At 66.2% G+C, this 25,427-nt stretch carries 30 protein-coding genes and 1 tRNA gene; 7 read left to right on the top strand and 24 right to left on the bottom strand.

Features of this window, described 5'->3' with window-relative positions; all coding sequences use genetic code 11:
* Positions 1-249 precede the first annotated feature (249 nt).
* From QMZ26_RS18300 to QMZ26_RS18285, 4 genes are read right to left on the bottom strand one after another with little or no spacing between them, the layout of a single operon-like run.
* Positions 250-603, bottom strand: coding sequence for a DUF2750 domain-containing protein (locus QMZ26_RS18300; protein WP_079222883.1), 354 nt, complete (start codon positions 601-603; stop codon positions 250-252).
* Complete coding sequence (locus QMZ26_RS18295) at positions 600-1,028, bottom strand: SMI1/KNR4 family protein (RefSeq protein ID WP_283222266.1); 429 nt, start codon at positions 1,026-1,028, stop codon at positions 600-602. The genes QMZ26_RS18300 and QMZ26_RS18295 overlap by 4 nt, the downstream gene beginning before the upstream one ends.
* 19 nt (positions 1,029-1,047) lie before the next feature.
* Positions 1,048-1,992: an alpha/beta hydrolase-fold protein gene (locus tag QMZ26_RS18290; RefSeq protein WP_283222265.1), complete on the bottom strand. Its 945-nt coding sequence runs from the start codon at positions 1,990-1,992 to the stop codon at positions 1,048-1,050.
* A gap of 29 nt (positions 1,993-2,021) precedes the next feature.
* Complete coding sequence (locus QMZ26_RS18285) at positions 2,022-2,873, bottom strand: alpha/beta hydrolase-fold protein (RefSeq protein WP_283222264.1); 852 nt, start codon at positions 2,871-2,873, stop codon at positions 2,022-2,024.
* Between the two features lie 838 nt (positions 2,874-3,711).
* On the opposite strand from QMZ26_RS18285, the gene QMZ26_RS18280 reads away from it, so the two are divergent.
* The gene (locus tag QMZ26_RS18280; protein WP_283222263.1) at positions 3,712-4,080 is read left to right on the top strand and encodes a hypothetical protein; all 369 of its coding nucleotides are present in this window, start codon (positions 3,712-3,714) and stop codon (positions 4,078-4,080) included.
* A gap of 78 nt (positions 4,081-4,158) precedes the next feature.
* Entirely contained in the window at positions 4,159-4,476 is a 318-nt protein-coding gene (locus QMZ26_RS18275; RefSeq protein ID WP_283222262.1) for a hypothetical protein, read from the top strand.
* Between the two features lie 115 nt (positions 4,477-4,591).
* Here QMZ26_RS18275 and QMZ26_RS18270 read toward each other — a convergent pair whose 3' ends face one another.
* Positions 4,592-5,077 (bottom strand): surface-adhesin E family protein, encoded by a 486-nt coding sequence (locus tag QMZ26_RS18270; RefSeq protein WP_283222261.1) that lies wholly within the window; start codon positions 5,075-5,077, stop codon positions 4,592-4,594.
* A gap of 552 nt (positions 5,078-5,629) precedes the next feature.
* Here QMZ26_RS18270 and QMZ26_RS18265 point away from each other — a divergent pair.
* From QMZ26_RS18265 to QMZ26_RS18245, 5 genes are all read left to right on the top strand, one after another.
* Entirely contained in the window at positions 5,630-6,931 is a 1,302-nt protein-coding gene (locus QMZ26_RS18265; protein WP_099596982.1) for an integrase family protein, read from the top strand.
* Positions 6,932-7,217: 286 nt separating this feature from the next.
* Positions 7,218-7,376, top strand: a complete 159-nt coding sequence (locus QMZ26_RS18260; RefSeq protein WP_158230240.1) for a hypothetical protein — start codon at positions 7,218-7,220, stop codon at positions 7,374-7,376.
* A gap of 21 nt (positions 7,377-7,397) precedes the next feature.
* The gene (locus QMZ26_RS18255; protein ID WP_158230241.1) at positions 7,398-8,222 is read left to right on the top strand and encodes a ParB N-terminal domain-containing protein; all 825 of its coding nucleotides are present in this window, start codon (positions 7,398-7,400) and stop codon (positions 8,220-8,222) included.
* 283 nt (positions 8,223-8,505) lie between these two features.
* Entirely contained in the window at positions 8,506-8,931 is a 426-nt protein-coding gene (locus QMZ26_RS18250; RefSeq protein WP_099596984.1) for a hypothetical protein, read from the top strand.
* Positions 8,928-9,125, top strand: a complete 198-nt coding sequence (locus tag QMZ26_RS18245) for an AlpA family phage regulatory protein (protein ID WP_099596985.1) — start codon at positions 8,928-8,930, stop codon at positions 9,123-9,125. The genes QMZ26_RS18250 and QMZ26_RS18245 overlap by 4 nt, the downstream gene beginning before the upstream one ends.
* Positions 9,126-9,174: 49 nt before the next feature.
* Here QMZ26_RS18245 and QMZ26_RS18240 read toward each other — a convergent pair.
* The 19 genes from QMZ26_RS18240 to aspS form a co-directional block, all read right to left on the bottom strand.
* Positions 9,175-9,250: transfer RNA gene (locus QMZ26_RS18240), tRNA-Lys, on the bottom strand.
* Between the two features lie 323 nt (positions 9,251-9,573).
* On the bottom strand, positions 9,574-10,239 hold the full coding sequence (gene queC, locus QMZ26_RS18235; protein ID WP_200733577.1) for a 7-cyano-7-deazaguanine synthase QueC: 666 nt from the start codon (positions 10,237-10,239) through the stop codon (positions 9,574-9,576).
* A 78-nt stretch (positions 10,240-10,317) separates the two neighbouring features.
* A complete protein-coding gene (gene queE / locus QMZ26_RS18230; protein ID WP_108760530.1) occupies positions 10,318-11,019 on the bottom strand; it encodes a 7-carboxy-7-deazaguanine synthase QueE in 702 nt (233 codons plus the stop codon).
* Between the two features lie 110 nt (positions 11,020-11,129).
* The gene (ybgF, locus tag QMZ26_RS18225; RefSeq protein ID WP_283222260.1) at positions 11,130-11,948 is read right to left on the bottom strand and encodes a tol-pal system protein YbgF; all 819 of its coding nucleotides are present in this window, start codon (positions 11,946-11,948) and stop codon (positions 11,130-11,132) included.
* Positions 11,949-11,951: 3 nt separating this feature from the next.
* Entirely contained in the window at positions 11,952-12,470 is a 519-nt protein-coding gene (gene pal, locus QMZ26_RS18220) for a peptidoglycan-associated lipoprotein Pal (protein ID WP_079222892.1), read from the bottom strand.
* 63 nt (positions 12,471-12,533) lie between these two features.
* A complete protein-coding gene (gene tolB, locus QMZ26_RS18215) occupies positions 12,534-13,853 on the bottom strand; it encodes a Tol-Pal system beta propeller repeat protein TolB (protein WP_079222893.1) in 1,320 nt (439 codons plus the stop codon).
* A 180-nt stretch (positions 13,854-14,033) separates the two neighbouring features.
* Positions 14,034-15,095 carry a cell envelope integrity protein TolA gene (gene tolA, locus QMZ26_RS18210; protein WP_283222259.1) on the bottom strand — a complete coding sequence of 354 codons (1,062 nt, stop codon included), beginning with the start codon at positions 15,093-15,095 and terminating at the stop codon, positions 14,034-14,036.
* Positions 15,085-15,513, bottom strand: a complete 429-nt coding sequence (tolR, locus tag QMZ26_RS18205; protein ID WP_079222895.1) for a protein TolR — start codon at positions 15,511-15,513, stop codon at positions 15,085-15,087. Before tolR ends, tolA begins: the two co-directional genes overlap by 11 nt.
* Positions 15,514-15,537: 24 nt before the next feature.
* Positions 15,538-16,317: a protein TolQ gene (gene tolQ / locus QMZ26_RS18200; RefSeq protein ID WP_079222896.1), complete on the bottom strand. Its 780-nt coding sequence runs from the start codon at positions 16,315-16,317 to the stop codon at positions 15,538-15,540.
* A 10-nt stretch (positions 16,318-16,327) separates the two neighbouring features.
* Positions 16,328-16,759, bottom strand: coding sequence for a tol-pal system-associated acyl-CoA thioesterase (gene ybgC, locus QMZ26_RS18195; RefSeq protein WP_079222897.1), 432 nt, complete (start codon positions 16,757-16,759; stop codon positions 16,328-16,330).
* Positions 16,749-17,789, bottom strand: coding sequence for a Holliday junction branch migration DNA helicase RuvB (gene ruvB, locus QMZ26_RS18190; protein WP_079222898.1), 1,041 nt, complete (start codon positions 17,787-17,789; stop codon positions 16,749-16,751). Before ruvB ends, ybgC begins: the two co-directional genes overlap by 11 nt.
* A gap of 135 nt (positions 17,790-17,924) precedes the next feature.
* The gene (locus QMZ26_RS18185) at positions 17,925-19,844 is read right to left on the bottom strand and encodes a potassium transporter Kup (RefSeq protein WP_234455822.1); all 1,920 of its coding nucleotides are present in this window, start codon (positions 19,842-19,844) and stop codon (positions 17,925-17,927) included.
* A gap of 49 nt (positions 19,845-19,893) precedes the next feature.
* The gene (gene ruvA / locus QMZ26_RS18180) at positions 19,894-20,487 is read right to left on the bottom strand and encodes a Holliday junction branch migration protein RuvA (protein WP_006386266.1); all 594 of its coding nucleotides are present in this window, start codon (positions 20,485-20,487) and stop codon (positions 19,894-19,896) included.
* 13 nt (positions 20,488-20,500) lie between these two features.
* Entirely contained in the window at positions 20,501-21,022 is a 522-nt protein-coding gene (ruvC, locus tag QMZ26_RS18175) for a crossover junction endodeoxyribonuclease RuvC (protein ID WP_079222900.1), read from the bottom strand.
* Positions 21,023-21,127: 105 nt separating this feature from the next.
* Complete coding sequence (locus QMZ26_RS18170; protein ID WP_200733580.1) at positions 21,128-21,859, bottom strand: YebC/PmpR family DNA-binding transcriptional regulator; 732 nt, start codon at positions 21,857-21,859, stop codon at positions 21,128-21,130.
* A gap of 161 nt (positions 21,860-22,020) precedes the next feature.
* On the bottom strand, positions 22,021-22,653 hold the full coding sequence (locus tag QMZ26_RS18165; RefSeq protein WP_108760523.1) for a cobalamin adenosyltransferase: 633 nt from the start codon (positions 22,651-22,653) through the stop codon (positions 22,021-22,023).
* Positions 22,654-22,731: 78 nt separating this feature from the next.
* Positions 22,732-23,253, bottom strand: coding sequence for a GNAT family N-acetyltransferase (locus QMZ26_RS18160; RefSeq protein ID WP_079222903.1), 522 nt, complete (start codon positions 23,251-23,253; stop codon positions 22,732-22,734).
* A gap of 32 nt (positions 23,254-23,285) precedes the next feature.
* Positions 23,286-23,606, bottom strand: coding sequence for a DNA primase (locus QMZ26_RS18155; protein ID WP_283222258.1), 321 nt, complete (start codon positions 23,604-23,606; stop codon positions 23,286-23,288).
* 16 nt (positions 23,607-23,622) lie between these two features.
* Positions 23,623-25,374, bottom strand: coding sequence for an aspartate--tRNA ligase (gene aspS, locus QMZ26_RS18150; RefSeq protein ID WP_283222257.1), 1,752 nt, complete (start codon positions 25,372-25,374; stop codon positions 23,623-23,625).
* Positions 25,375-25,427: the final 53 nt, after the last annotated feature.

Raw genomic sequence — 25,427 nt, 5'->3', positions numbered from 1 at the left:
TGAAGTAGATCCACGCCATGCGTGGATGACCGTCGACCGGCCCGGACGCGCAGGACGCCTGAAGCCCTGATCCACGCGTGGCGTGGATCTACTGACACTGAAGTAGATCCACGCCATGCGTGGATGACCGTCGACCGGCCCGGACGCGCAGGACGCCTGAAGCCCTGATCCACGCCATGCGTGGATGACCGTCGACCAGCCCGGACGCGCAGGGGGCGTAAGGCCCATTGATCCACGCGTGGCGTGGATCTACCGCAGCGCTTCCAGCAGGACCTCAGGGCGGAGTTCCAGGCCCGCCAGATCAGCATTGAAATTGACACCGGCCAAGGCACCGTCGCGCTGCATGCCCGGCAGCCAGCGCTGCATGAAGGCCTCCAGCGCAATGACGGTAGGCACGTAATCCGCCCACTCGTCCACCGCATGCCGTGCGGCATATGCACGGTCGGACCAGAACACCAGCACGTCCTCGTCGCCGTCATTGGAGGGGCAGTACGCCCACCCGCGCGCCTCGCTGCGCAGGCCCCACACCTCGCCATGCTCGCGCACGCGGCGGATGAAGCGCTCTTTCAGCAGTTCCATGTCGGCCGTCAGATGCAGGCTCATGGCAGCCACGCGTTCATCATGTCGTACAGCGAGGGGAAGAGCATCTCCACCTCCCCCTCATCGTGCAGGTAAAGCATGATTTCACCTCTGGCAGATATCAGAACAGGATTACCGGCACCATCATCGGAAACAGCCAGCGCAGTGCGCAGGTGATCCGACACGTCGTCGCCGTAACGCTCACGGAACCCCAGGGTCAGCTCGGTCACGGTCTCACGCCCGATCAACGAACCGTTCGCGAACGCATGAATATCCACGCCGCCGAACGAACCGCCGAAGTGCTTGATGAAGGCCACGTACTGCGGCGCAAACACGGTACCGAGTATCTGCTGGGCCGCTTCGATCTCGGCGTCCGTTGCCGGTTGCCCGCGCAGGCTGGGATGCTCAGCCAGCAGGGCTTCCACCCTGGCAACCAGTTCGTGCGGCATTGGCTCGCACCCATGATCCTCAGCCACCGGTGTACGGCCCCTCACCCGGCATCACCTCCAGCAGCGCGCGGGTGATCACCCGCGGGTAGACCGTCAGGTGGTCCTCACCATCGATCACCACGTTGTCCACCTGCAGCTTGCGGCCACCACGCTGCAGCTGGGCAGTGAAGTCAGCGGCCTGCTGCAGCATGTCGTTGCCGGTGGAATAGCGCGGCCCCGGCCTGACCGTTTCGTAGCTGCCCACCGACAGCAGCACGCGGGTCGGCTGTGCCGGAACCACGGCGTTGTCCTGCATGCGCGGCAGCAGCAGTTCGTCGAACCACAGCGAAGGACTGGACAGTATGTAGGTGCTGAACAGGTCCGGCTGGGTGGTGAGCACATAAGCGCCAAACAGCGCGCCATAGGAATGGCCGGCAAACGCGCGTCGCGCCGGATCGGTGCGGTAGCGCGCGTCGATCATCGGCAGCACCTCTGCGGCCAGGAAGTCGCGGTAATGCTCGGCACCGCCGTAGGTGACGTCATCACTGTAGTAACCGTCAGCCTTCCGCACCGGATCGCTGGGCGTGTAATCACGCGAACGGCTCTGCTTGGAGGTCAGGCCTTCCTGCGGCGGCAGCCCGACCAGGATGAAGTTCTCGATGTTCACGCCCTGCTGCCCCACCAGGTTGCGCACGCTGCGCACCAGCGGAAAGCTGTACAGCGCATCGGTCACGTACAGCACCGGGTAGCGCTTTTCAGGGTGTGCGGCGTAGTCGGCCGGCAGCGCAACCCAGATCGGGTAGTCGCGGCCGACCGGGTCGTGCACGCGCAGCGCTTCGGTATCGGGCAGCACCACGCCGGGCGTGGCGGTGGCTGTTGCCGTGCCCTGCTTCGGTGTGTCCTGCGCGGCCGGTGGTGCCACCGACATCGCGCACCCGGCCAGCGCCAGGCACATCAGCGCACTCCATCCACGTCCGTGCTTCATCCGTGTTTCTCCTGTGGCCATCGACGCGATCAAGGCTGCACCGGCGGGTGCGCCGGGAACAGCGTGCGCAGCGCCTGCAGCGCCGCCGGGTGGTAGACCGTGCCGTGGGTTTCCTGCGGGAACGGCTGATAGTCGACCTGCAGCGAGGGCGAGGCACCGTGCAGCAGCGTGCTTAGTTGCTGCGTGGTCTGCGCCAGTTCCGGCTGCCCGCTGCTGGCCAGGAACACGCGCGGCGTGGCCTTGGCCACCGCCGGCTGCAGCTTCGGTGTCGAGGCCAGCAGCGCGCCCTTGTTCCACCACAGGCTGGGGTCGAGCGCGATGTAGCTGTTGAACAGGGTCGGCTCCTGCAGCAGCGTTTCCACCACGAACAGGCCGGCCAGCGATTCGCCGATCAGCGCGCGCTCGTCGGTGGTCGGGTAACGCTGGCGCACCTGCGGCATCAGCTCATCGCGCAGGAAGGCACGGTAGGCCGCCGAGCCGCCAATACGCGGCGCGATCTTCCTGTCCTCCGGGTCGCTGCTGGGGCCGGTCATGTCGCGGCGGCGCTCGGTGTTCTCGATGCCCACCAGCAGGAACGGGCGCATGCTGTCGTTGCCGCTCAGCACCTGCACCAGGCCGGCCACGTGCAGGAAGTCCTCACCGATGCCACCGTCAGGCATGTACAGCACCGGCAACGGTGTCTTCGGGTCCAGGCCCCAGGGCTGCGGACGGTATACGTTGATGCGGCGGGTTTCGCCCAGCGCCTTCGATTCGAGGGTGAAGGTTTCGCCGATCACCAGCGGCGTGGCCGGCGCTGCCTGTGCAGCCGGTGCCGGTTCGGCAGCCCACAGCGGCGTCGCCGCGACGGCGGACAACAACAGCGACAGCACGATCAAGCGCATGGAGCAACCCGTCCTGGGAAAGATGCCGAGCATAACGCGCTCTTGGCAGCGATGGCGCTGTGCGATGCTACCCTGCATCGTTTCCTACAAGGAGTTGGAACATGGGTGGATTCAGCATCTGGCATTGGCTCATCCTTCTGGCGGTCATCCTGATCCCGCTCTGCATCGCCGGCGTGATCGCAGCGATTGTCCTCAACCGACGCAAGTAGATCCACGCCATGCGTGGATGCCCCACCACGCGACATCCCCCGGTAGAGCCGAGCCCACGCTCGGCTGCCGTTGGCGCAGCAACAGTCGCCCCACCCCTGTCGCATCTGCACTGAAAATCAGCCGCCAGACGCGCTCGCCCGACCGCCTTCGAAAGAAATATTGAAGCCAGCCATACACGAGCAGCTTCACACCGAATGGCCCGCACACTGCGATTTACGCCATTTCTCAGCGCGATCCGCCACGCGTTCCAGCAGATGCGTCGCGTCCTGTCGTTTGCTGCGCCAAACGTGCCTGCGACAATAGTTGTACGCGCCTGCACTCGGCAGAGTTTCAGAAAACTCCGATTGAAATCCAGGCGCGGGCGTAACCAACATGCTGTGCCACCGACAACGGGTGGCACCGGGCCTGCAAGCCCGGGGAGACATCAAGCATGTTGTTTGCGCTCACCCGTCGGCACTGTCTCCGGACCGTGCCGGCGGGTGATCCGTCGGCCTCTATGGCGGGCGGTGCGTGGGGGTCTTCGGACCCGCCGGTTAATTGCTTGATGTCTTCCGGGCTTGCAGCCACGTACCGTCCGCCACCCGCATCCGCGCGGTGGCGTTTCCGCCCTAGTGCCGAGGAAAACGAGATGAACCCGCGTCCGCCCCAAGCGTCCCGCTCCATCCACACCGTCGTCAACGAGGCCGCCAACGACGGCAACCCCGCGCCCGATCTGAGCACTTTCTGGGGATGCCTCAAACGCATCCGCGATGGAGACGCCGCCGACGGCCTGGGCTGGCCGGAACCCAAGCTGCTGCCGGGCCGCGCGCAGGATCTCGCGCGTGTCGAGCGCGCCGCCGTCGGCATGCTGACCGTGGCGGAAATGCTGCACGCCGCCGAACGTTGCCGCGTGCTGGCAACGCCTGATCGGCACCTGGATGAGGGCGTGGTGGACGGCATGTTGCTGGCCTGCCGCGGCCTGGCCGAACTGGTGTGCCGGGATATCCGGCCGCAGTAGCCGCATCGCCATCGCACGCCGGCCCCTGCGTGGGCCGGACCGATTTACAGTCAAGTCGTCAATTACAAGGAGGTTCGCATGTTGAATGCACTGATCATCGCCGCACTGGCCGCAGGCCCGGCCTCATCCTCGCCGTACGCCGATTGCGTACTGGCCAACATCCAGCCCGGCCTGAGTGGCCGTGCCGTGCTGCTGGTGCAGCATGCGTGTGCCGCGAAGTACCCCGACAGTTTCACCGCCGCGATTGAGCTTGAACGGCGACACAGTTCCCAGCGACAGGCACAGTTCGATGCGGATCATGCTGCGGCGGCGCGGTCTGCCAATGCGGCGGCGGCTGCCGCGCAGGCGGCGGCAGATCGCAGTGCAGCGCAAACCAAGGGTGCCGACCCGAACTAGGCCACGTTGCATCGGTGGTCAATCAGGCCGGATGGGTCCGCGCTGACGCACGGACAACATCATCAAGCGGTGTTGCGCAGCCGATTGCCGCGCAACGCTGAAGCCTGGCGCGGGCTCAACCCGCCGAGCAGGCGACGTCCATCACCGCGGCATTCAGTGTGCCCGCATGCACCGGCACAGGATCGAGCGGCCTGGGTTCGCCCCCGAGGTACTCGTTGTCTGCGCTGAGTTCAATACTCAAGAGGTGCGCCACGGTGTGCTTCTTGCAGTCATAGCGTGATCGGACGTCCATGTATCGGGTCCGGGGGTGAACCTTGAGATCGTCGGGTACGGTATCAAGCACCTGGCGGATCGACATCGTGACGGTGTCACCCTCACGTCGCAGCTTCTGCTGCCTGTCGATATAGGTCTTGGATGACGCACTGCTGCCCAGGTAGTACCAGCGTTCTGGAGGATTGACCCCGTCTGCTCTTGCTGATGCCGGCGTCGCCGCATTCCCCTGCGTTGCGCCCGATTTTTCGGCTGCCTGGACCGACGTAATCCCCAGAGCCACCGTGGCAGCAAGCATGGCGCCAACGCGCTTCAATTCAACAAACGTCATGTAATTACTGCTCCTTGCTACGACATGGGGGCGCAAGTATGCCGTTCGACCGAGCCGCGATTTCCACTCTCGCCTGAATAGCCTGCCTTTCGACTTCGCGGCGCGGATTGATCAATCTGCGCAATAGCAGATCAGCGCCTCATGGCATCCGGGCTACGCTTCTTTGCGCCGCTCGACGGATGTGATTCAGAGCGCGACCAACCGACACCCTCACGAGGCTCTCTCCGTGCTCGATCGCGCCTGCCTGGTCGGCACCTTGGCCAAGCCCAACACTGAGCGTGTGGCATGAACAGCCGGGCGCCCCAGAAGGGCGTTTGCGGAGCAAAAAAAAAGACGCCTCAGGGGCGTCTTCTCTTTGCATGCATTGGTGGGCCGTGATGGATTCGAACCATCGACCAAAAGATTAAAAGGCAGGTAGAGTGCCGTCCTCGGTTGGTCGCCGAGGTCGCGTGAGACCGAGGAAGATCAGCGAAATCAGGGAGTTGGAGTGGATCGGCGTTCGCTGGGGTCCAGCCAGTTCCAAACCCCAATGGCAACCGAACGGCAACCTGCATGGCACTCACTCACCGCGAACTGACCACCTCCACCATCGGCGCATGGCTCTCAGACGGAGGAGCGAGGGGCGCTGGCACGCTACTGGCGCGTAGGACCGCGACCACGACCCTGTTCTACTTCCGGTACGTGGACGGCGGCGGGAAGCGCGACACGCTCCCGATTGGCGACCTCGCTTCCATGACGCTAGCGCAGGCGCGGCAGCGAGCGCTGGAGTTGTCGGCTCGTTACAGGGCGGGCGAGCGCGATATACGCAGCATCCTCAACCACGAGCAGGCGCAGAATCGACGCCAGCGGCAGCAGGCAGCGGAGGATGAGACCGAACGGACCTTCGGCCACCTGCTGGAGGCGTACTGCGACGCGCTGGAAGCGGCAGGGAAGGTCTCCGCGAGGGACGTCCGGGCAACGCTGCGGTTGCACGTCAGCGGCCCGTGGCCTGCCATCACGGCCCTGCCAGTGGCGCAGGTGACGCTGGAGGACCTGCTGGAGATTGTGGGCCGCATCGTCCAGCTCGGTCATCGGCGCACCGCTGCCCGGGTTCGCTCCTACATCCAGTCGGCATTCTCGGCGGCCATCAGGGCGCGGCAGGACCCGTCGGCCACACCAGCGCTGCGAGCATTGCGGGTCACGACCAATCCAGCGCGCGACCTGCTGACGGTCGAGGGCGCGGCCAACGCAAGGGACCGCGCACTGTCGCTGCCGGAGCTGCGGGCCTACTGGCGCAGGTTGGAGACCGTCGAAGGCGGGTACGGCCCGGCGCTGCGCTTCCATCTGCTCACGGGCGGCCAGCGGATCGAACAGCTGCGACGGCTGACCACGGCTGACGTGGACACCGAGGCCAGGACGATGCGAATGCTCGACCCAAAAGGTAGGAGGTCGAAGGCCCGGGTCCATCTGCTCCCGCTGACCGATGCAGCCATGGACCTGATCGCGCACATGGCCCCGGAGCGGCTTGGAGAGTACATCTGGACGGTCACCGCTGGCACCACCTCGGTGGACCCGTCGGCGCTCTCGAAGAGACTCGCGGGCGTCGTGGAGGCCATGCTGGAGGCAGGCGAACTGCCGGGCGGCAGGTTCACGCTGGGAGACCTGCGTAGGACCGTCGAGACCCGTCTGGCAGGCGCTGGTGTGTCGATGGAAGTCCGGGGCCAGCTGCAGTCGCACGGCCTTAGCGGTGTGCAGACGAGGCATTACGACCGACACGACTACGTGGCCGAGAAGCTGGCGGCGTTGGAGACGCTGGAGCGGATGCTGGTGCAGGAAGCCGCGACGGTCACCGCTCTACGCGCGCGCTCGGCCTGATCTGTCTTTTTGGTCCACGGGGGCCGGGGGATATCTACCAGCCGGGGCGAGTTACGCCCACCCGTGGCAGACGTTGGGGACCATGGCGGACGATTCCATTCGACTGTAGACGGATTAGCCCTGCCCCAAGGCGGGGGCTTCACCACGCACCCTCGGCGAACACCCCCCACCTTCGACGGACGTCCTCGGTCAATGTTATGGACCATAGACGCAACGCCCCCGTCCTACCGGGTGTAGGCACGACCGTCCGCGCCACCCACTACCCTCATCACCTACAAGAATGCCAATGCTACTGATCGAACGAACCCTATCCTTCACCGTCCCCGGCTTCGACGTCTTGAAGCTGTGGCAGCGCCATTTGTCCGACCAGCACCGCAGGACCGTCACCAACGCCGAAGCGCTCGACTACATCCTCGGACTGATCGGCCGCCCGGCTGACCAGTGACAGGTCAGGCGAATGGAACGAATGAACGATACCGAGTGGGAGATGATCCCGACCTCGGAGCTGCCAATTGCCAACATCGACACCGAAGACCACCTACAGGCCCGCTCGACGGTCGCCCTGCCGATCCGGCGACGCACCGCTGCCGAGAAGGCCAGCGAGAACCACGTCAGGACGCTCTCGCGGACACTGGGAGGTGGACTGGAGGTCCATCTGGAGCCGATTTGGGTGGCACAGGTCAACGACCGACTGCTGGTCGTGGACGGGCACCACCGCCTGCATGCCTACCACGCTGCCAGGAGGACCACGATTCCGGGCAGAGTCCGACTAATGACGATGGCGCAGGCCGTCGTGCAGGCGCGTAGGGTGAACCTCAGGGATCGGAGGTTGCCGCTGGAGCCGGAACAGTTGACCGAGGTGGTCTGGCAGGAGCTGGGGCGATTGAGCAATCGCGGGACGCTACCGAAGGAGCTGCTGCCGTCGTGCAGGAAGCTGGCAGCGGAGTTCGGAGTATCGAAGTCATCGGCAGCGCGGATGCTGTCGATGCTGGAGACCATTGACCTGAGCCAGTTCCCCGGTTCAGCTCTCGATCCGTGGTCGCAATGGCCGCATTGGAAGTACATGCACCAGATGCCTGATGACCCGCTCTCGGTGGATCAGAAGCGCGCCCGACGCATTCTGAAGGCCCAGCGCGCAGTGCTGAAGGCGATTGAGCCGCTGGCCCCCGACGAGGCCGCCGAGGTGTACGAGGGACTGATCGCAGACGATCACCGATTCGCCATGATGGACGAGGTCGGGATACTGCCAAGGTTCCCCGAAGGACCAGCCGTAAGAGCCGCTGAGTTCTGAACCACTGTCCCAAATCAGGCTAGAGCTGAGACACCAGCGACACCGAAGTGTCCACGCGGGACACCTGATCCACTGTCCCAAATCAGGCTAGAGCTGGGACACCAGCGATTGCATTCGACCATAGGGCGAACCCCCCTAAGCCGAGTCAACCTAAAGACGCACGCGGGTGACCCGCCTGTGTCCACATTCCGCCCAGGCATGAGCCGGGCATGACCCACAACACATTCCCTGACCACTGGTCCGAACAGACCGGTGACGGGCATCTATTGCTGAGAGATTGAGAATGAAGACCACTGAACCGCGCCGCGCCGTCCGCTTCCGCCTTGAAGAGGGCCACGAGGTCGCCGAGGTGCCACTGGCGAACGGTCGAGGAACCGCCTCCCTGTACGCCGAGGATTACCGCCGGATCATCGCCGACGGATACCACCCGGACTGGTGCGTCACCGTGGGCGCTAACGCCACTCCCTACGTCGCCACGCGGGGTGGACGCAGGACCACCATCGCCGCCCGGCTGGTCGCATGCGCCATGCCTGGTAACCGTGTCCGGTACGTAGATGGCGACCGCTTCAACCTGCGCTGGAACAACCTGCTGGTCACCGAAGGCCCGTCGAAGCAGGACGCCCGAAATATTGTAGAAATCTTCGAGGCCCCTTCATTGAAACCGAACAGCGCCGTTACCCCCGTCCGGGTGGCCGAGGTGGCCGCATGAGTCGCCTGCTACGACTTCCAGACGTGAAGGCCATCACCGGCCTGTCGAAGTCATCGGTCTACGGATTGATGGCTGAGGGACGGTTCCCGCCGTCGAGGAAGATCACTCCGCGCATCGCCGTGTGGGTCGCTGCCGAGGTCGAGGCATGGGTCAAGGCCGTCGCCAACGGCAACCAAACGGCAACCGTAGCCTAGTGGCAACGGGGGCGATGCAACAGCATCTCCCCTAACTCATTGAAAAGAATGGTGGGCCGTAATGGATTCGAACCATTGACCAAAAGATTAAAAGTCTTCTGCTCTACCGACTGAGCTAACGGCCCGTGCATGCCCTGCCTTTCGGCGGGGTCGGCATTTTAACCTACTTTGATGGCTGGGTGGGAAGGCAAAAGCGTGCGAATCAACGGTTCGCACCTACCACAGCACAGCGGTAGCGCCGGGCCATGCCCGGCGGAGGGCATGCGAACCAACGGTTCGCACCCACCACAGCACACCGGTAGCGCCGGGCCATGCCCGGCGGAAAGCGTGCGAACCAACGGTTCGCACCCACCACAGCACAGCGGAGGGCGTGCGAACCAACGGTTCGCACCCACCGGGGGAGCAGTTCGCACCCACCAAGAGCCGGTTCGCACCCACCGAGGGGCCGTCAGGCGTACAGCGTCGGGTCGGCTACGCCGGCATCGGCGAAGCCCTGCGCGCGCAGGCGGCAGGCATCGCAGTGGCCGCAGGCGGCGCCATTGGCGTCGGCGTTGTAGCAGGACACGGTCAGGCCGAAATCCACGCCCAGGCGCACGCCTTCAGTGACGATCTGCGCCTTGCTGAGGAACTGCAGCGGTGCGTGCACGGTGATGCCCGCCCCTTCCACACCCGACTTGGTGGCCAGGTTGGCCAGCGCCTGGAAGGCGGCGATGAACTCGGGGCGGCAATCCGGGTAGCCCGAATAGTCCACGGCGTTGACGCCGCAGAAAATGTCGTTGGCACCCAGCACTTCGGCCCAGCCCAGGGCCAGCGACAGCATGATGGTGTTGCGCGCCGGCACGTAGGTGACCGGGATGCCCTCGCCGCCCGCTTCGGGCACGTCGATGTCATCGGTCAGGGCCGAGCCGCCGATGCTGCGCAGGTCCACGTCCACGGTCTTGTGGGCGATGACGCCCTGGGCCTTGGCCACGCGCACGGCGGCGTCCAGCTCGGAGGTGTGGCGCTGGCCATAGCGCACGCTCAGGGCATGCACGGCGAAGCCCTGTTCCTGGGCCATGGCGATGACGGCGGCTGAATCCATGCCGCCGGAGAGAAGCACGACTGCCTTCTTCATGGGTAAAACATCCGGTTGGGTGGGGAAAGCCAGCACGCTGTCCCGCGCCGGAACTACATCAGGGCACCACGCCCGGGCTCATCGGCCCGGCTCGTCGTTCCACAGAATCTTGTGCAGCTGCATCTGGAAGCGCACCGGCAGCCGGTCTTCAACGATCCAGTCGGCCAGCTGGCGCGCGGTGATCTCGCCCTTGCTGGGCGAGAAGAACACGGTGCAGCGCTTCACCAGGTCGTGCTCTGCCAGCATGCCCTTGGCCCAGTCGTAATCTTCGCGGCTGCAGATGACGAACTTGATCTGGTCGCGCGCGGTCAGCAGCGGCAGGTTTTCCAGACGGTTGCGCGCGGCTTCAGCCGAACCCGGGGTCTTGATGTCCACGACGCGCGACACGCGCGGGTCGACCGCGCTGACGTCCAGCGCGCCGGAGGTTTCCAGCGAGACGTCCATGCCGGCATCGCAGAGCTTCTGCAGCAGCACCAGGCAGCGCTTCTGCGCCAGCGGCTCGCCGCCGGTCACGCAGACATGGCGCACGCCCTGGGCCAGCACCTCGGCCACGATGTCGTCGATATCCCACCAGGTGCCGCCGTGGAAGGCGTAGGCCGTGTCGCAGTAGTTGCAGCGCAGCGGGCAGCCGGTCAGGCGCACGAACACGGTCGGCCAGCCGGCGGTATCGGCCTCGCCCTGCAGCGAGGTGAAGATCTCGGTGATCTTCAGCCGGGGCAGCGGCGACTGCACGATCTCGCTGGGGGTAGCGACGGCGGCGGACGGGGAAACGGCGGTCATGGCAAACAATTCTTCAGGGGACGGGCGACCGATTTGTCGTCGCCGGAAACGAAAGCAGCCGAGCATGGGCTCGGCTCTACAGGGCACCCATTGTACGCCCGGTCAGCGGCTCAGCGGATCTGCCGGCCCAGGCGGATGGACTGCAGGCGGTCCTGCGCGGTGCGCGCGGCGTCCGAGCCCGGGTACTGCGCCACGACGGTTTCCAGGGTCTGCTGGGCCTGGTCGACCTTGCCTTCGCCATACAGCGAGAGGCCAACCTTGAGCAGGCCGCCGGGGGCCTTGTCGTGGGTGGGATAACGCGAGAGCAGTTCGCGGAACTGGGTCTCGGCCATCGGGAAATTGCGGGTGGCGTAGTAGCTCTCACCCAGCCAGTACAGCGCGTTGGGGGTGTAGACGCCGTTGGGGTACAGCTCCAGGAAGCTCAGGAACAGCTGCGCCGAATCATCGTACTTGCCGGCCTTCAGCGCATCGAAGGCGACGTTGTACGAGGTGCGTTCGTCACCGGTGGCCGCCAGGCTGCCCGGGTCGCCATGCACCGAAGGCGGCCGCTCGGAAGTGGCCGCTGCACTGGGCTGCGCCGGGGCCGCGGGGGCCTTCGACGGGGTAGCCGGAACGGGCGGCAGGGCGGGCGCTGCATTGCCCCCTTCCAACCGGTTCAGGCGGCCGTCCAGATCCAGGTACTGGTCCTGGGAGGACTGCTTGAGCTGGGCGTTTTCGTGCTGGATCTGCTCGAGGGTCGACTGCAGGCTGGTGACCTGCTGGCGCAGCTGGTTGATCTGGTTCAACAGGTCCTGGTTGGCACTGTTGTTGTACATCTGCTGCTCGAGGGAACCGACACGGTCGGCCAGGCTCTGCCGCTGTGCATGCGCCGGTGCGGCAGCCACGAGGGCTGCCGCAACGACCAGCATCAGTTTGATGCCAATGCGCATGGATTACTGCGCGGTGTAGACGATTTCGACGCGACGGTTCTGCGACCAGCAGGACTCGTTCGACTCGGTGCAGACCGGACGCTCTTCACCGTAGGACACGACGGTCAGCTGCGAAGCCGAGCCACCGTTGGCCTGCAGGGCCGAGTTGACGCCGTTGCCACGACGCTCGCCCAGGGCCTGGTTGTACGCGCGCGAACCGCGCTCGTCGGTGTGGCCCTGCAGGGTGATGCGCGAGGACGGACGGTCACGCAGGTACTTGGCATGGCAAGCCATGATCGCCTGGAATTCCGGCTTCACGTCTTCCTTGTCCAGATCGAAGTAGACAACGCGCTGACGCAGGCAGGCGTCGGTGTCCAGGTCGCCCGGGCCGTACAGGCCGGAGGTGGACGGACCGGTCGGGGCGGTGGTCGAGGTGCCGGTGTCAACCGGGGCTGCCGGCTCTTCCTTCACCTTCTTCGAGCAACCGGCCAGGACGGCCACAGACAGCAGGGAAACAAGCAGAACGCGGGTGGACTTGTTCATGGCAATACCTTTGTGGCTCCTAGGCCGATGAGGGGTCAATACAGCGAAAATATTAACACTCTTTTAGCGCTGGGTACGGTATGGCGACCATGCCGGTTCGCGCACATCACCATCGGCCAGCACCAGGCGCTGGCGGACACGCCCATCCGCCGAGACGGCATACAACACGCCACGGCCACCTTCGCGCGCGGCGTACAGCACCATGCTCGCGTTCGGGGCGAAACTCGGCGACTCGTCCAGCGAGCCCACCGACAGCGTGTTCCAGCGCGCCGAGCCCAGCGAGCTGTCCATCACCGCGATCTTGTAGCTGTTGCCCGAGCCCTGTGCCACGGCGATCTTCTTGCCGTCGTAGGACACCGAGGGCTTGGCGTTGTAGTTGCCCTGGAAGGTCACGCGTTCGGCACTGCCGCCGCCGGCGCCCACCTTGTAGACCTGCGGACGGCCGCCGCGGTCGGAGGTGAAGTACACCGCGCTGCCGTCCGGGGCCCAGGTCGGCTCGGTATCGATGGCGAAGTGGTTGGTCAGCTGGGTCAGCTGCTTGCTGCCCAGGTCCATCACGTAGATTTCCGGGTTGCCCGAACGCGAGAGGGTCAGGGCCAGCTTGCGGCCGTCCGGCGAGAAGGCCGGGGCGCTGTTGATGCCGCGGAAGCTGGTGACCAGCTCACGGGCGCCGGTGGAGATGTTCTGGATGTAGATGGCCGAGTTGCCACGCTCGAAGCTGACGTAGGCCAGCTTGCCGCCATCCGGGCTCCACGACGGCGACAGCAGCGGCTCGGCCGAGCGGACGATGGTCTGCGGGTTGTAGCCATCCGAGTCGGCGACCATCAGCGCATAGCGCATGGCATCGCCCTTGCCGCTGGCGGTGACGTAGGCGATGCGGGTCCAGAAGGCACCGCGCACGCCGGTGATCTTCTCGTAGATGGCGTCGGCCATCTGGTGGGCGACGTCACGCATGGCGTTGCCGCGGGCGGTCATGGCCAGGCCCAGCAGGCGCTCGCCCTTGGGCACGTCGAACAGTTCGTACTCGACGCGGTAGGCGCCGGCACCGGCGTCCATGACACGGCCGACCACGATGTAGTTCTGCTTCAGCGCGCGCCAGGTCGGGAACTGGATCTCGCCGCCACGGGTCGGCTTTTCCACGATCTGTGCTTCGGGCAGCGTGCGGAACTGGCCCGAACGCTCCAGGTCGGCGCGGACGACGCCGGCCACATCGGTCTGCGGGGCGCCGGCCGAACCCTGGTAGGGCATGGGCACGACGGTGATCGGCAGCGCGGAGGCATTGCCGCCGATGATGTCGATATCCAGCCCCTTCTGCTGCGCGAAGGCAGCGAAAGGCAGCAAGAGGGCCGCAAACACGGCAAGCCAGCGAGGCATCTTCTTCATGGAGCGCTCAATAAAGGGGAAACCGGACAGATGGATAACAAAACGGGGGTGAACCGCTTCGCAATCATGAACCAAGGGTACGTGAATTCCGGGTCAGTACGCGCCCCGCCTCTCACGCCCCGTTAACTTCATGGCGAACGTCAGCCGGGCAGCCCCACCGGGGCCACCCGGATACCGGCCTCAGCGATCCTGGGCGGTAAAGGTGAAGTTGATGGTGCGGGCGAAGACCGACTCGAACCCCCGGTACGGCAACGGCTGGGCGTTCAGCACGGCCGCTTCGATCGAGCGCTTGCCAGCCTCGTCGTAGGGGCAGCTACCGCTGACCGTCGCGCTGCGCACCGTGCCACCGGGCAGCTGGTTGATGGTGATCTGGCACTTCTGGCCCAGCGGCACGCTGTCCGGACGGCTCCACGATGCCAGCACCTTGGCCTGGATGGCGGCAGCGTACTTGGCGGCAAGATCATCACTGGTGCCACCACCACCGGCGGCCGGCTGCGCGGCACTGGTGCTGCCGGCCGGGGCCGCACCTGCCGCGTTGCGGGCGGCGGCCACCTGGCGCAGCTTCTGCTCGGCCAGCTTGGCTTCCTTTTCCGCCTGCTCGCGCTTGGCGCGGATGTCGGCGATCTTCTTCTGCCGCTCGGCCTCGGCCTTGTCGGCCGCCACCTTCTGCTGGTCGGCGATCTTCTTCTTGGCGTCTTCTTCCTGCTGCTTGGCCAGGCGTGCCTTCTGCTCGGCTTCTTCCTGGCGCTTGCGTTCGGTCAGGTCGATCTGTTCCTGGCGGCGCTTGGCTTCCTGCTCCTGCTTGGCCTTCTCCTGCGAGATGGCCAGGGCGTTGGCGGCATCCTGATCCTTGGTGTCCGGCTGGGCCACGCGCTCCTGCGCCTGTTGCTGCTGCGGCGTGGGCGCGTCCTGCGGGCGCGGCGCCTCGATCGGCTGCGGCGGCGGGATGGTGTCTTCGGGCACGGCGACCGGTACCGGCTCGGGCACCGGCTGCGGCAGGTCTTCCAGCTTTTCCGACTGGCGCAGGGCCTGGCGCGCGGCGGCGGCCTCGGCGGAGGACAGCGCCAGGCTGGCCTCGACCGACGGATCGCCGGCGGCGGCTTCGGTGTTGCGTTCCGGCGACCACAGCCAGGCCACGATGAAGACCAGCGCGACCAGCAGGTGCACCAGCACGGCCAGGCCCAGGGGCAGGCCCCAGCCCGGTTCCTGCTTGTGCGGCGGTGGCAGGGTGTCAGCGTGCATCGGTGGCCAGGCCTACCTTGTCGACTTTGGCGCGCTTGATGACATCCATCGCCGCGATGACCTTTTCATAGGCCACGGCACGGTCGGCGGCGACGATCACGCGCACGCCCTTGTCCTGTGCGGCGATGCCGGCCAGGCGGCCTTCCAGTTCCTCGGCGCTGACCGCGACCGGCTCCTTGGCGTCGGGCAGCTTCAGGCTCAGCTGGCCGTCCTCGCGTACCGAGACGATCACCGGGTCCTGCTTGCTTTCCAGCGCCTTGGCGTTGGACTGCGGCAGGTCGACATCGAAACTCAGGGTAAGCAGCGGCGCGGTGACCATGAAGATGATCAACAGCACCAGCATGACGTCGATGTAAGGAACGACGTTGATTTCCGATTTCAGCTTGCGGCGCTTGCGGCGACCGATGGCAGCGGACATGGCTTGGACTCCCGGGTCAGTCGCTTACTCGTCGCCAGCGCTCTGGCGCTGCAGGATCGAGCTGAACTCTTCGGCGAAGGTCTCGAACCGCACCGACATGCGCTCCACGCGGGTGGTGAAGCGGTTGTAGGCCCACACCGCCGGGATGGCCACGAACAGGCCGATGGCGGTAGCGAACAGCGCTTCGGAAATGCCCGGCGCGACGGCGGCGATACCGGCCTGGGCGCCGCTGCTGATCATGTCGTGCATGGTGACCATGATGCCGAACACGGTGCCGACCAGGCCCACGTACGGGGCGGTGGAGCCGATGTTGGCCAGCAGTTCGAGGTTGCGCTCGAGCTGGTCCACTTCGCGGGTGTAGGTGGTGCGCATGGCGCGCTGGGCACCTTCCAGCTGCGCGCGGCCATCCAGGCGGCGCTTGTCGCGCAGGCGGCTGTACTCGCGGAAGCCGGCTTCGAAGATGGCTTCCAGGCCGCCGACATTGCGGCTGCGGTCGGTGGCCGAGCTGTACAGCTTGCCCAGATCGGCACCGGACCAGAAGCGGTTCTCGAACTCGTCCGCTTCACGGGTGGCCTGCTTGAAGACGCGGGCCTTGCGGAAAATGATCACCCAGCTGACGAACGAGCCGACCAGCAGCAGCAGCACGATGATCTTCACCGGCAGGCTGGCCTTGGCCATCAGTTCGAGGTAGTTGATGCCGCCGCCGGTGGTGGCCTGGGCAAGGGTCTGGGTCGCGGCATTGCTGACATCGGCCGGCAGTGCCTCGGTGACCGTGGCCTGCAGGGCCAGGAGCGTTGCGATCATCCGTTGTTCCTCAAAGTTCGGATTCGGGGTGGAGGTAGGGTTGCAGCGCGGCAAGGACGGGTTCGTCCATGCCACGCGGGCGGAAACTGGCCGCGTCCAGTGCGGCGATGCGGACCTGGGCCGACAGCAGCAGTTCGCCGTCGCGCTCGACCCGCTGGTCGAAGACCATGCTGGCCTTCTTCAGCTGGACCAGGGTGGCGCTCACCTGCAGGGCGTCATCCAGCCGGGCCGGCTTGATGAAGTCCATCTGCATCGAACGCACCGCGAACACCATGCCGTGCTCGCTGCGCATGCGCTCCTGGCCGTAGCCCAGCGCGCGCATCCATTCGGTCCGGGCCCGTTCCATGAAGGCCACGTAGCGGGCGTGGTAGACCACCCCGCCAGCGTCCGTATCTTCCCAGTAAATGCGTGTCGGCCAACTGAATCGGGGCTCAACCGACATCGGGAACCTCCGCAAACAGGTCCTGGGGCGGGTTCTTGGGCTTCAGGCCCATGTGCCGGTAGGCCTTGTGGGTGGCCATGCGGCCGCGCGCGGTGCGCACCAGGAAGCCCTGCTGGATCAGGTAGGGTTCAACCACGTCTTCCAGCGTGCCGCGCTCCTCGGACAGGGCCGCGGCGAGCGATTCGATGCCCACCGGGCCACCGTCGAAGTAGTCGACCATAGTCTTCAGCAGGCGCCGGTCAAGCTCGTCGAAGCCTTCCGGGTCGACCTTGAGCATCTTCATGGCGGCCTGTGCGACGGCTTCGTCGATATGGCCGCCGGCCTTGACCTGGGCGTAATCACGCACGCGGCGCAGCAGGCGGTTGGCGATACGCGGGGTACCACGCGCGCGGCGGGCGATCTCCCCTGCCCCGTCGGCGGTGCAGTCGATGGCCAGGATGGCCGCCGAACGGCGCACGATGCGGGTCAGTTCCTCGACGCTGTAGAACTCCAGGCGCTGGACGATGCCGAAGCGGTCGCGCAGCGGCGCGGTCAACAGGCCGGCGCGGGTGGTGGCGCCGATCAGGGTGAACGGCGGCAGGTCGATCTTGATCGAGCGGGCCGCGGGGCCCTCGCCGATCATGATGTCGATCTGGAAGTCTTCCATCGCCGGGTACAGCACTTCCTCGACGACCGGCGACAGGCGGTGGATTTCGTCGATGAAGAGCACGTCGTGCGGCTGCAGGTTGGTCAGCAGCGCGGCGAGGTCGCCGGCTTTCTCGATCACCGGGCCGGAGGTCACCCGCAGCGCCACGCCCAGTTCGTTGGCGATGACATGGCTGAGGGTGGTCTTGCCCAGGCCGGGCGGGCCGAAGATCAGCACGTGGTCGAGCGCGTCGCCACGGGCCTTGGCAGCCTGGATGTAGATTTCCATCTGCTCGCGCACCGGCGCCTGGCCGAGGTAATCGGCCAGTCGCTTGGGTCGGATGCTGGCGTCGGCGGCGTCATCCTCGCGGGTGGCGCCGGCGCCGATGATGCGATCGTCGGTCATGCCGTGATTATGCGGTAAATGGGTGCATTCCGGGGCCGGAAGCACGGTAGTGCCGGCCGCTGGCCGGCAACCCCATGAGCATTTGAGGCATCGCGGGATGCCGGCCAGCGGCCGGCACTACCAGATCGATCGGGGTCAGATCTCGACCTGGGCACCCAGTTCGACCAGGCGGTTGCCCGGGATGCGGAAGAAGCCGGTGGCCGGGGCGGCATTCCTGTGCATCAGCGCGAACAGCTTGTCGCGCCAGATCGGCATGCCGCGGTTGGCGGTGGCGACGATGGTCTCGCGGCTGGCGAAGAACGTGGTGTCCATCGGGTCGAAGTAGATGCCGCCGTGGTCGCACGAGCGCATCAGCGCCAGCGGCACGTCCGGGGTTTCCATGAAGCCGAAGCGCACATAGACCCGGTAGAACTCGTCGCCCACCGATTCGATCTTCAACCGCTGCCCTTCCATCGCATAGGGGATGGGCAGGGTTTCCACGTGCAGGAACACGTTGCGCTCGTGCAGCACCTTGTTGTGCTTGAGGTTGTGCATCAGCGCATGCGGGGCCACGGTCGGGTCGGCGGTGAGGAACACTGCGGTGCCCGGCACGCGCACCGGCGGCGCCAGCATCAGGCCCGGCAGGAAGGTGTCGATGCGGATGCCGTCCTTGCGGATCTCATCGCGCAGCAACTCGCGGCCACGGCGCCAGGTGCGCATCATGGTGAACAGGAAGATGCCCAGCACCACCGGGAACCACGCGCCCTGCAGCAGCTTGGCGCCGTTGGCGATGACGAAGCCCAGGTCGATGATGAAGAACACCACGCACAGGGGCAGGATCCAGTTGCGCGCCTTCGGCCACAGCGAGCGGGCCACCAGGGCCAGCAGCAGGGTGTCGATGAGCATGGTGGCCGACACCGAGATGCCGTAGGCCACGGCCAGGTTGGACGAGCTGCGGAACGCCAGCACCAGGCCGATGACCATCACCGCGATGCCCCAGTTGATGCCGGGGATGTAGATCTGGCCGATGGTGTCGTGCGAGGTGTGCTTGATGCGCATGCGCGGGATGTAGCCCAGCTGCATCGCCTGGCGCGACACCGAGAACGCACCGGTGATGACCGACTGCGAGGCGATCACCGCGGCCATGGTGGCCAGGATGATCATCGGGTACAGCGCCCAGTCCGGCACGGCCTCGAAGAATGGGTTCTTCACCGCCTCCGGATGGTTGAGCACCAGCGCGCCCTGCCCCAGGTAGTTCAGCACCAGGCATGGCAGCACGAAGAAATACCACGCATGACGGATGGGCTTGGCGCCGAAGTGGCCCATGTCGGCGTACAGCGCTTCGCCACCGGTCACCGCCAGTACCACCGCGCCGAGGATGAAGATGCCGTGCCAACTGTGGTCCATGAAGAAGCGGATGGCCCACCACGGGTTGAAGGCCTTCAGCACTTCCGGTGAATCGACGATGTTGTAGATGCCGATGGCGGCCAGCGATATGAACCATATCGAGGTGATCGGCCCGAACAGCTTGCCGATCTTCTCGGTACCAAAGCGCTGCACCGCGAACACAGCCAGCAGCACCACGACCGTGATGGGCACGATGAAGGCATGCAGGCCCGGGGCCGCCACCTCCAGGCCTTCCACCGCGCCCAGCACGGAAATGGCCGGGGTGATCACGCCGTCGCCGAAGAACAGCGACGCACCGAAGATGCCGAGGATGCCGACCACGTACGCCGAGCGCGACCCGTTGCGCAGGGTGCGCTGGGTCAGCGCCATCAGCGCCATGATGCCGCCCTCGCCGTCATTGTCGGCGCGCATGATGATGGTCACGTACTTCAGCGTGACCACGATGTTGAGCGCCCAGAACGCCAGTGACAGCACGCCGAGCACGGTGTCGTGGTCGCTGTTGAGCCCGTAGTGCGGCGAGAACGCCTCCTTCAGGGTGTACAGCGGGCTGGTACCGATATCGCCGAAGACCACGCCGATCGCACCGATGATCAGCGCCAGTCCCCCGGCCGGGGGGGCGTGACCATGGCCGCCGGGGGCGGCTGCGTGCGGGGTTTGACTGCTGGACATGGCTCTCCTGGCGAAGCTCAGGCGGTTGTGGGGTGGGAGGCGGCGCGCTTCAGCGCAGCGCCGACTGCAGGGCCTTGCGGATGACGGTGGCCACTTCGTCGCCTTCATTGAAGGCTTCGCGGGCCATGCGCGCGGCTTCGGCCGGCTTGTAGCCCAGCTGCTGCAGGGCCACGGTGGCGTCGGACAGCGGGTCGGCCGGGGCCGGACCGCTGCCGGTAGGCAGTGCGCCGCCGGCACCGAACTGGGCCGCGCGGTCGCGCAGCTCCAGCACCATGCGCTCGGCGGTCTTCTTGCCGATGCCCGGGATGCGGGTCAGCGCGGTGATGTCACCGGCCTGGACCATGCGCGCGAACTCTTCCACGGTGACGCCGGACAGCACCGCCAGCGCGATCTTCGCGCCGATGCCGCTGACCTTCTGCACATCGCGGAACAGGCGGCGCTCACCCTCGCGCAGGAAGCCGTACAGCGAGACGCTGTCTTCCTTCTGCGAATAGTGGGTGTACAGGGTGACCTCGCGGCCGAGTTCGGGCAGGTCGTAGAAGGTGCTCATCGGCGCCTCCAGTTCGTAGCCCACCCCGTTCACGTCCACCACCAGCCACGGCGGTGCCTTGTAGGCGACGATGCCGCGCAGTCGACCGATCATTGCGTGCAGCTCCTCATTTGCGGCCCCAGGCCTGGCGGGCACTGAGCCCCAGGCGGTTGGCCGTCGCCCTTACGTGGGCATGGGTGATCGCCACGGCCAACGCGTCGGCCGCGTCGGCCTGCAGCTTGGTTTTCAGGTTGAGCATGAGCCCGACCATGTGTTGAACCTGTTGCTTTTCGGCGCCACCGCGCCCGACCACGGCCAGCTTGATCTCGCTGGCGGCGTATTCATGCACCGGCAGGTCGCGCAGCACCACCGCCGAGATCGCCGCGCCACGGGCCTGGCCCAGCTTCAGCGCCGAATCGGGGTTGCGGGCCATGAAGACCTTTTCGATGGCCACTTCGTCCGGCTGGTATTCCCGGCACAGGTCGGCCAGGCCCAGCACCAGCAGCTTCATGCGCTGGGGGAAATCGTCGGCGCCCAGCAGCACCAGCGGCTGGTGGTGCACGTGGCTGACCTTGCCGGCGGCGTCGACATCAATGATGCCGACCCCGGTCCGCTGGGAACCGGGGTCGATGCCGAGGATGCGGGTCATGTGGCACTCCTGGCCGGGTGGAACGGGAAACGCTGGCAGGGCAATGGGCTCATGACTGTCCGCGGTGACCGTTCAACGGCCCGCGCCCAGGCCGTCGAGGACGGCTCAGGCGTAGGCGTCGGCGCCGAGATCGGCGTTGGAATACACGTCCTGCACGTCGTCCAGGTCTTCCAGCATGTCCAGCAGCTTCTTCACCTGCAGGGCGACATCGCCCTCGACCTTGATGTCGTTGTCGGCGCGGAAGGTGATCTCGGCGTGGTCGGCGACATGGCCGGCCGCGGCCATTGCATCCTTGACCGCGTTGAACGCGTCCGGGCTGGTGACCACGTCGATCGCGCCGTCTTCCGGGTAGACCACGATGTCGTCGGCGCCGGCCTCGATGGCCGCTTCGGTGATCGCTTCTTCATCGGCACCGGCGGCGAAGTGCAGCACGCCCAGGCGCTTGAACATGAAGGCGACAGAGCCTTCGGTGCCCATGTTGCCACCGCACTTGCTGAACGCGTGGCGGACATCGGCCACGGTGCGCACGCGGTTGTCGGTCAGGCAGTCGACGATGACGGCCACGCCGCCGGGGGCGTAACCCTCGTAGCGGATTTCCTCGTAATCGACGCCTTCCAGTTCACCGGTAGCCTTCTTGATGGCGCGTTCGATCACGTCCTTGGACATGTTCACGCTCAGGCCCTTGTCCATGGCAACACGCAGGCGCGGGTTGTTGTTGGGGTCGCCTCCACCGCCGCGCGCGGCAACGCCGATCTCGCGGATGATCTTGGTGAAAATCTTGCCGCGCTTCGCGTCAGACGCGTTTTTGCGGTTTTCGATCGAGGGACCTCTTCCCATGGGTGTTACCGTCTGGCTGCTTCAGGATCAAGGCGCGGATTCTACCTGATCGGCGGCCGCAACCGTGTCTAGGGCGGTAGATGCCGCCGGGCCATGCCCGGGGAAGAGCGTGCGAACCAACGGTTCGCACCCACCAGTGCAGGTCGGTCGCACCTACCAACCTACGCGGCGGCGGCGTCGCGGCTGTGGTCGAACTGGCCGTGGCGCAGGAAGTGCGCGGTCTGCCGCGCGGCATCGGGCGACACCACCAGGCCGCTGTGGCTGGTGCGCACCACGCAGTGGTCGGCCAGGCCCGGCAGGCGGGTCTCGGCCAGGGCCACGGTGCCGTCGGATACGTCATCCAGCGCGCCCAGCAGGCTGCCCAGGCCATGCGGCACCGATCCGGCGATCAGCCCGACCTTCGCCCTGCCCTGCCAGTCCGGCAGGCCATCGAGCAGCAGTTCGCTGCTGCGGCCCAGGGCCAGGCCCCAGCCGTGCTCGGACAGCGACCGCGCCGTGCCACTGCCACGCAGCGGCGACCCCAGGCAGACCACGCGCTGCACATCCAGCTGCGGCTGGCGGCGCAGGGCCTCCAGCGCCAGCAGGCCGCCCAGGCTGTGGCCGACCAGCGACAGCGGGCCGGCATCGGCCAGGCGCTCCAGCAGCTGCGGCACGGCGACATCGGGGCCACCGAATACCGAGGAGTAACCGAAGGCATGCACCTGGAAACCACGCGCGCGCAGGCGCCAGGCCAATGGCCCGACCCAGGCGCGGGCATTCCAGATGCCATGCAGAAGCAGTACGGGGGGAGTCATGCGGTGCAGCCTGGCGTTCGGCGGGGCGGGACGTACGGTGATTGAACAGAATCGACCGGCAAGCGCCGGTGAACGGCCTCATGCCGGACGCGGCACCCGGCGCAGGATGAATTCCAGGTCGTTGGTTTCGCCAACCGGGAACAGGTACTCGCCAGCCTTCTCGAAGCCATAACGGGCATAGAAACGCTGGGCACCGAAGTTTTCCGACCACACCCCCAGCCACAGGGTGCGCGGGCCGTCCTGTTCCAGCCAGGCCAGTGCGGTTTCCAGCAGGCGGCTGCCCCAGCCACAGCTCTGCTGGGTCTTGATGAGGTACAGGCGCTTGAGCTCGCCATCACCCGGCTTCACGTCCGGGTGCGGCAGCCCGCAGGGGCCGGCGGCGGCATGGCCGACCGCCTCCCCGTCCAGCTCCAGCAGCCACACCGCGTAATCGGGGTGGGCCAGGATGGTGCGCTGCCGCTCCACCGTGTAGGACTCCTCGAGGAAATCCTGCAGGTGCTGCGGCGGGTACAGATGGCCGAAGGTCTCGGTGAACGTGCGGGCAGCCAGCGCCGACAGGGTCGGCGCGTCGTCCACGGTGGCGCGGCGGATGGAATACATGGGTCGAGTGGACGCCAGGGCGACGGTCGGGGTCAAGCCCGTTCCGGCGACTCGGTTTCGTCCTCTTCTTCCTCGTCCTCTTCCTCGTATTCCTCTTCGTCTTCGTCCTCGCCTTCTTCCTCGTCCTCGTCGAACTCTTCCTCTTCGTCGTCCTCGTAATCCTCGACGCCGAAGTCTTCACCGTCCCAACGGCCTTCGCCGTCGGCGACGAAGGTCAGGGCCATCGCCGCCGGGTTGGTACCGACGCGGACCAGCCAACCACCGAATACACGTGCACGCTCGGTGACCAGGGTGGCCTCGGAGCCTTCATTGCCCAGCTTTTCCCACTCCAGCGAAAACGCAAACTCGGTCATTGCCTGGATCTCCTGATCAGTTGGTCTTGGGGCGAACCTGGATGTGCACTTCGGCCAGCTGCGTGTCGACGATCGGCGACGGCGCATCGGTCATCAGATCCTGCGCACCGGTGGTCTTCGGGAACGGGATGACGTCGCGGATCGACTCGGTGCCGGCCATCAGGGCGGCGATGCGGTCGATGCCGAAGGCGATGCCGCCGTGCGGCGGTGCGCCGTAGTTCAGCGCGTCGAGCAGGAAGCCGAACTTGGCACGGGCCTCTTCGGCACCGATGCCCAGCAGCTCGAACACCGCGCTCTGCATGTCCGGGCGGTGGATACGGATCGAGCCGCCGCCGATTTCATTGCCGTTGAGCACCATGTCGTAGCCGCGCGAAACGGCGGTACGGGCGTTGGCGCGCAGATCGGCGATGTCATCCACGGCCGGCGCGGTGAAGGGGTGATGCAGGGCGACGTAGCGCTGGTCTTCGTCGTCCCATTCGAACATCGGGAAGTCGGTGACCCACAGCGGGGCCCAGCCGTCGGCAACCAGGCCGAAGTCCTTGCCGGCCTTCAGGCGCAGGGCGCCCATGAAGTCGGACACCTTGTTGTAGCCACCGGCACCGAAGAACACGATGTCGCCGTTGCCGGCGCCGACGTGGGCGACCAGGGCGGCGAAGGATGCCTCGCTGAAGAACTTCTGGATCGGCGAGCTGACTTCGCCGTTCTCGGCGATCTTGATGTAGGCCAGGCCCTTGGCGCCGTACTTGGCGGCATGCGCGGCATATTCGTCGATCTGCTTGCGCGACAGGGTGGCACCGCCCGGGATGCGCAGCGCGGCCACGCGGCCTTCGGCGTCATTGGCCGGGCCGGTGAACACGGCAAATTCGCTGTCCTTGACCAGCTCGGCCACGTCCACCAGCTCCAGCGCGATGCGCAGGTCCGGCTTGTCCGAACCGTAGCGACGCATCGCCTCGGCCCAGGTCATGCGCGGGAAGGTGGCGGCCAGCTCGACGTCGACCACTTCCTTGAAGATGGCGCGGATCATCGACTCGACGAAGTCCTGCACGTCCTGCTCGCGGACGAAGGCGAATTCCATGTCCAGCTGGGTGAATTCCAGCTGGCGGTCGGCACGCAGGGCCTCGTCGCGGAAGCAGCGCGCGATCTGGTAGTAACGGTCGAAGCCGGCCACCATCAGGATCTGCTTGAACAGCTGCGGGCTTTGCGGCAGGGCGTAGAACTCGCCCGGGTGCATGCGCGCCGGCACCAGGAAGTCGCGGGCGCCTTCCGGGGTGGCCTTGGTCAGGATCGGGGTTTCGATGTCCTGGAAGCCGCGCTCGTCCAGGTGGCGGCGCAGGGCCTGCACCAGCTTGATGCGGGTGCGCTGCATGCGCTGCATTTCCGGGCGGCGCAGGTCCAGGTAGCGGTACTTCAGGCGGGTGTCTTCGCCCGGGTTCTCGTGGGCGTGGAACGGCAGCGGCGCGGCCTTGTTCAGCACGGTGATGGCGGTGGCGATCACTTCCACCTTGCCGGTGGCCATCTTGTCGTTCACCGCGTGGCGGGCGCGCACCACGCCTTCAACCTGCAGCACGTCCTCATAGCCCAGCGAAGCGGCCACGGCGAACACCTCGGCGTTGTCCACCTCCACCGTCACCTGCACGATGCCTTCATGATCTCGAAGATCGATGAAGCAGACGCCGCCCTGGTTACGGGCCACGTCGGTCCAGCCGGCGAGGGTGACAGTCTGGCCAATCAGGGTCTCATCGACCAGGCCGCAGAAGTGGGTACGCATGGGGGAAAGCTCCGCTGGAGAACGCCGGCACCCGACGGGGGCCGGAAAGCCCC

Origin of the sequence: Stenotrophomonas sp. PFBMAA-4, assembly GCF_030053215.1 — a bacterium.
Classification (GTDB): Bacteria; Pseudomonadota; Gammaproteobacteria; order Xanthomonadales; family Xanthomonadaceae; genus Stenotrophomonas.
The sequence above is the reverse complement of the archived record's forward strand: the minus strand, read 5'-3'. Positions and strand labels throughout refer to the sequence as shown.

Coding starts and splice junctions, on each gene's coding strand:
- QMZ26_RS18165 (WP_108760523.1), bottom strand. CDS start 22,653: ATGACTCCCCCCGTACTGCTTCTGCATGGCATCTGGAATGCCCGCGCC.
- QMZ26_RS18255 (WP_158230241.1), top strand. CDS start 7,398: ATGAACGATACCGAGTGGGAGATGATCCCGACCTCGGAGCTGCCAATT.
- QMZ26_RS18270 (WP_283222261.1), bottom strand. CDS start 5,077: ATGACGTTTGTTGAATTGAAGCGCGTTGGCGCCATGCTTGCTGCCACG.
- ybgC (WP_079222897.1), bottom strand. CDS start 16,759: ATGTCGGTTGAGCCCCGATTCAGTTGGCCGACACGCATTTACTGGGAA.
- QMZ26_RS18160 (WP_079222903.1), bottom strand. CDS start 23,253: ATGTATTCCATCCGCCGCGCCACCGTGGACGACGCGCCGACCCTGTCG.
- ruvA (WP_006386266.1), bottom strand. CDS start 20,487: ATGATCGGTCGACTGCGCGGCATCGTCGCCTACAAGGCACCGCCGTGG.
- QMZ26_RS18290 (WP_283222265.1), bottom strand. CDS start 1,992: ATGAAGCACGGACGTGGATGGAGTGCGCTGATGTGCCTGGCGCTGGCC.
- QMZ26_RS18245 (WP_099596985.1), top strand. CDS start 8,928: ATGAGTCGCCTGCTACGACTTCCAGACGTGAAGGCCATCACCGGCCTG.
- QMZ26_RS18155 (WP_283222258.1), bottom strand. CDS start 23,606: ATGACCGAGTTTGCGTTTTCGCTGGAGTGGGAAAAGCTGGGCAATGAA.
- aspS (WP_283222257.1), bottom strand. CDS start 25,374: ATGCGTACCCACTTCTGCGGCCTGGTCGATGAGACCCTGATTGGCCAG.
- QMZ26_RS18260 (WP_158230240.1), top strand. CDS start 7,218: ATGCTACTGATCGAACGAACCCTATCCTTCACCGTCCCCGGCTTCGAC.
- QMZ26_RS18300 (WP_079222883.1), bottom strand. CDS start 603: ATGAGCCTGCATCTGACGGCCGACATGGAACTGCTGAAAGAGCGCTTC.
- QMZ26_RS18170 (WP_200733580.1), bottom strand. CDS start 21,859: ATGGGAAGAGGTCCCTCGATCGAAAACCGCAAAAACGCGTCTGACGCG.
- queE (WP_108760530.1), bottom strand. CDS start 11,019: ATGACCGCCGTTTCCCCGTCCGCCGCCGTCGCTACCCCCAGCGAGATC.
- QMZ26_RS18265 (WP_099596982.1), top strand. CDS start 5,630: ATGGCACTCACTCACCGCGAACTGACCACCTCCACCATCGGCGCATGG.
- QMZ26_RS18285 (WP_283222264.1), bottom strand. CDS start 2,873: ATGCGCTTGATCGTGCTGTCGCTGTTGTTGTCCGCCGTCGCGGCGACG.
- tolA (WP_283222259.1), bottom strand. CDS start 15,095: ATGCACGCTGACACCCTGCCACCGCCGCACAAGCAGGAACCGGGCTGG.
- tolB (WP_079222893.1), bottom strand. CDS start 13,853: ATGAAGAAGATGCCTCGCTGGCTTGCCGTGTTTGCGGCCCTCTTGCTG.
- QMZ26_RS18280 (WP_283222263.1), top strand. CDS start 3,712: ATGAACCCGCGTCCGCCCCAAGCGTCCCGCTCCATCCACACCGTCGTC.
- QMZ26_RS18250 (WP_099596984.1), top strand. CDS start 8,506: ATGAAGACCACTGAACCGCGCCGCGCCGTCCGCTTCCGCCTTGAAGAG.
- QMZ26_RS18275 (WP_283222262.1), top strand. CDS start 4,159: ATGTTGAATGCACTGATCATCGCCGCACTGGCCGCAGGCCCGGCCTCA.
- queC (WP_200733577.1), bottom strand. CDS start 10,239: ATGAAGAAGGCAGTCGTGCTTCTCTCCGGCGGCATGGATTCAGCCGCC.
- ruvC (WP_079222900.1), bottom strand. CDS start 21,022: ATGACCCGCATCCTCGGCATCGACCCCGGTTCCCAGCGGACCGGGGTC.
- tolQ (WP_079222896.1), bottom strand. CDS start 16,317: ATGATCGCAACGCTCCTGGCCCTGCAGGCCACGGTCACCGAGGCACTG.
- ybgF (WP_283222260.1), bottom strand. CDS start 11,948: ATGCGCATTGGCATCAAACTGATGCTGGTCGTTGCGGCAGCCCTCGTG.
- tolR (WP_079222895.1), bottom strand. CDS start 15,513: ATGTCCGCTGCCATCGGTCGCCGCAAGCGCCGCAAGCTGAAATCGGAA.
- QMZ26_RS18185 (WP_234455822.1), bottom strand. CDS start 19,844: ATGTCCAGCAGTCAAACCCCGCACGCAGCCGCCCCCGGCGGCCATGGT.
- ruvB (WP_079222898.1), bottom strand. CDS start 17,789: ATGACCGACGATCGCATCATCGGCGCCGGCGCCACCCGCGAGGATGAC.
- pal (WP_079222892.1), bottom strand. CDS start 12,470: ATGAACAAGTCCACCCGCGTTCTGCTTGTTTCCCTGCTGTCTGTGGCC.
- QMZ26_RS18295 (WP_283222266.1), bottom strand. CDS start 1,028: ATGCCGCACGAACTGGTTGCCAGGGTGGAAGCCCTGCTGGCTGAGCAT.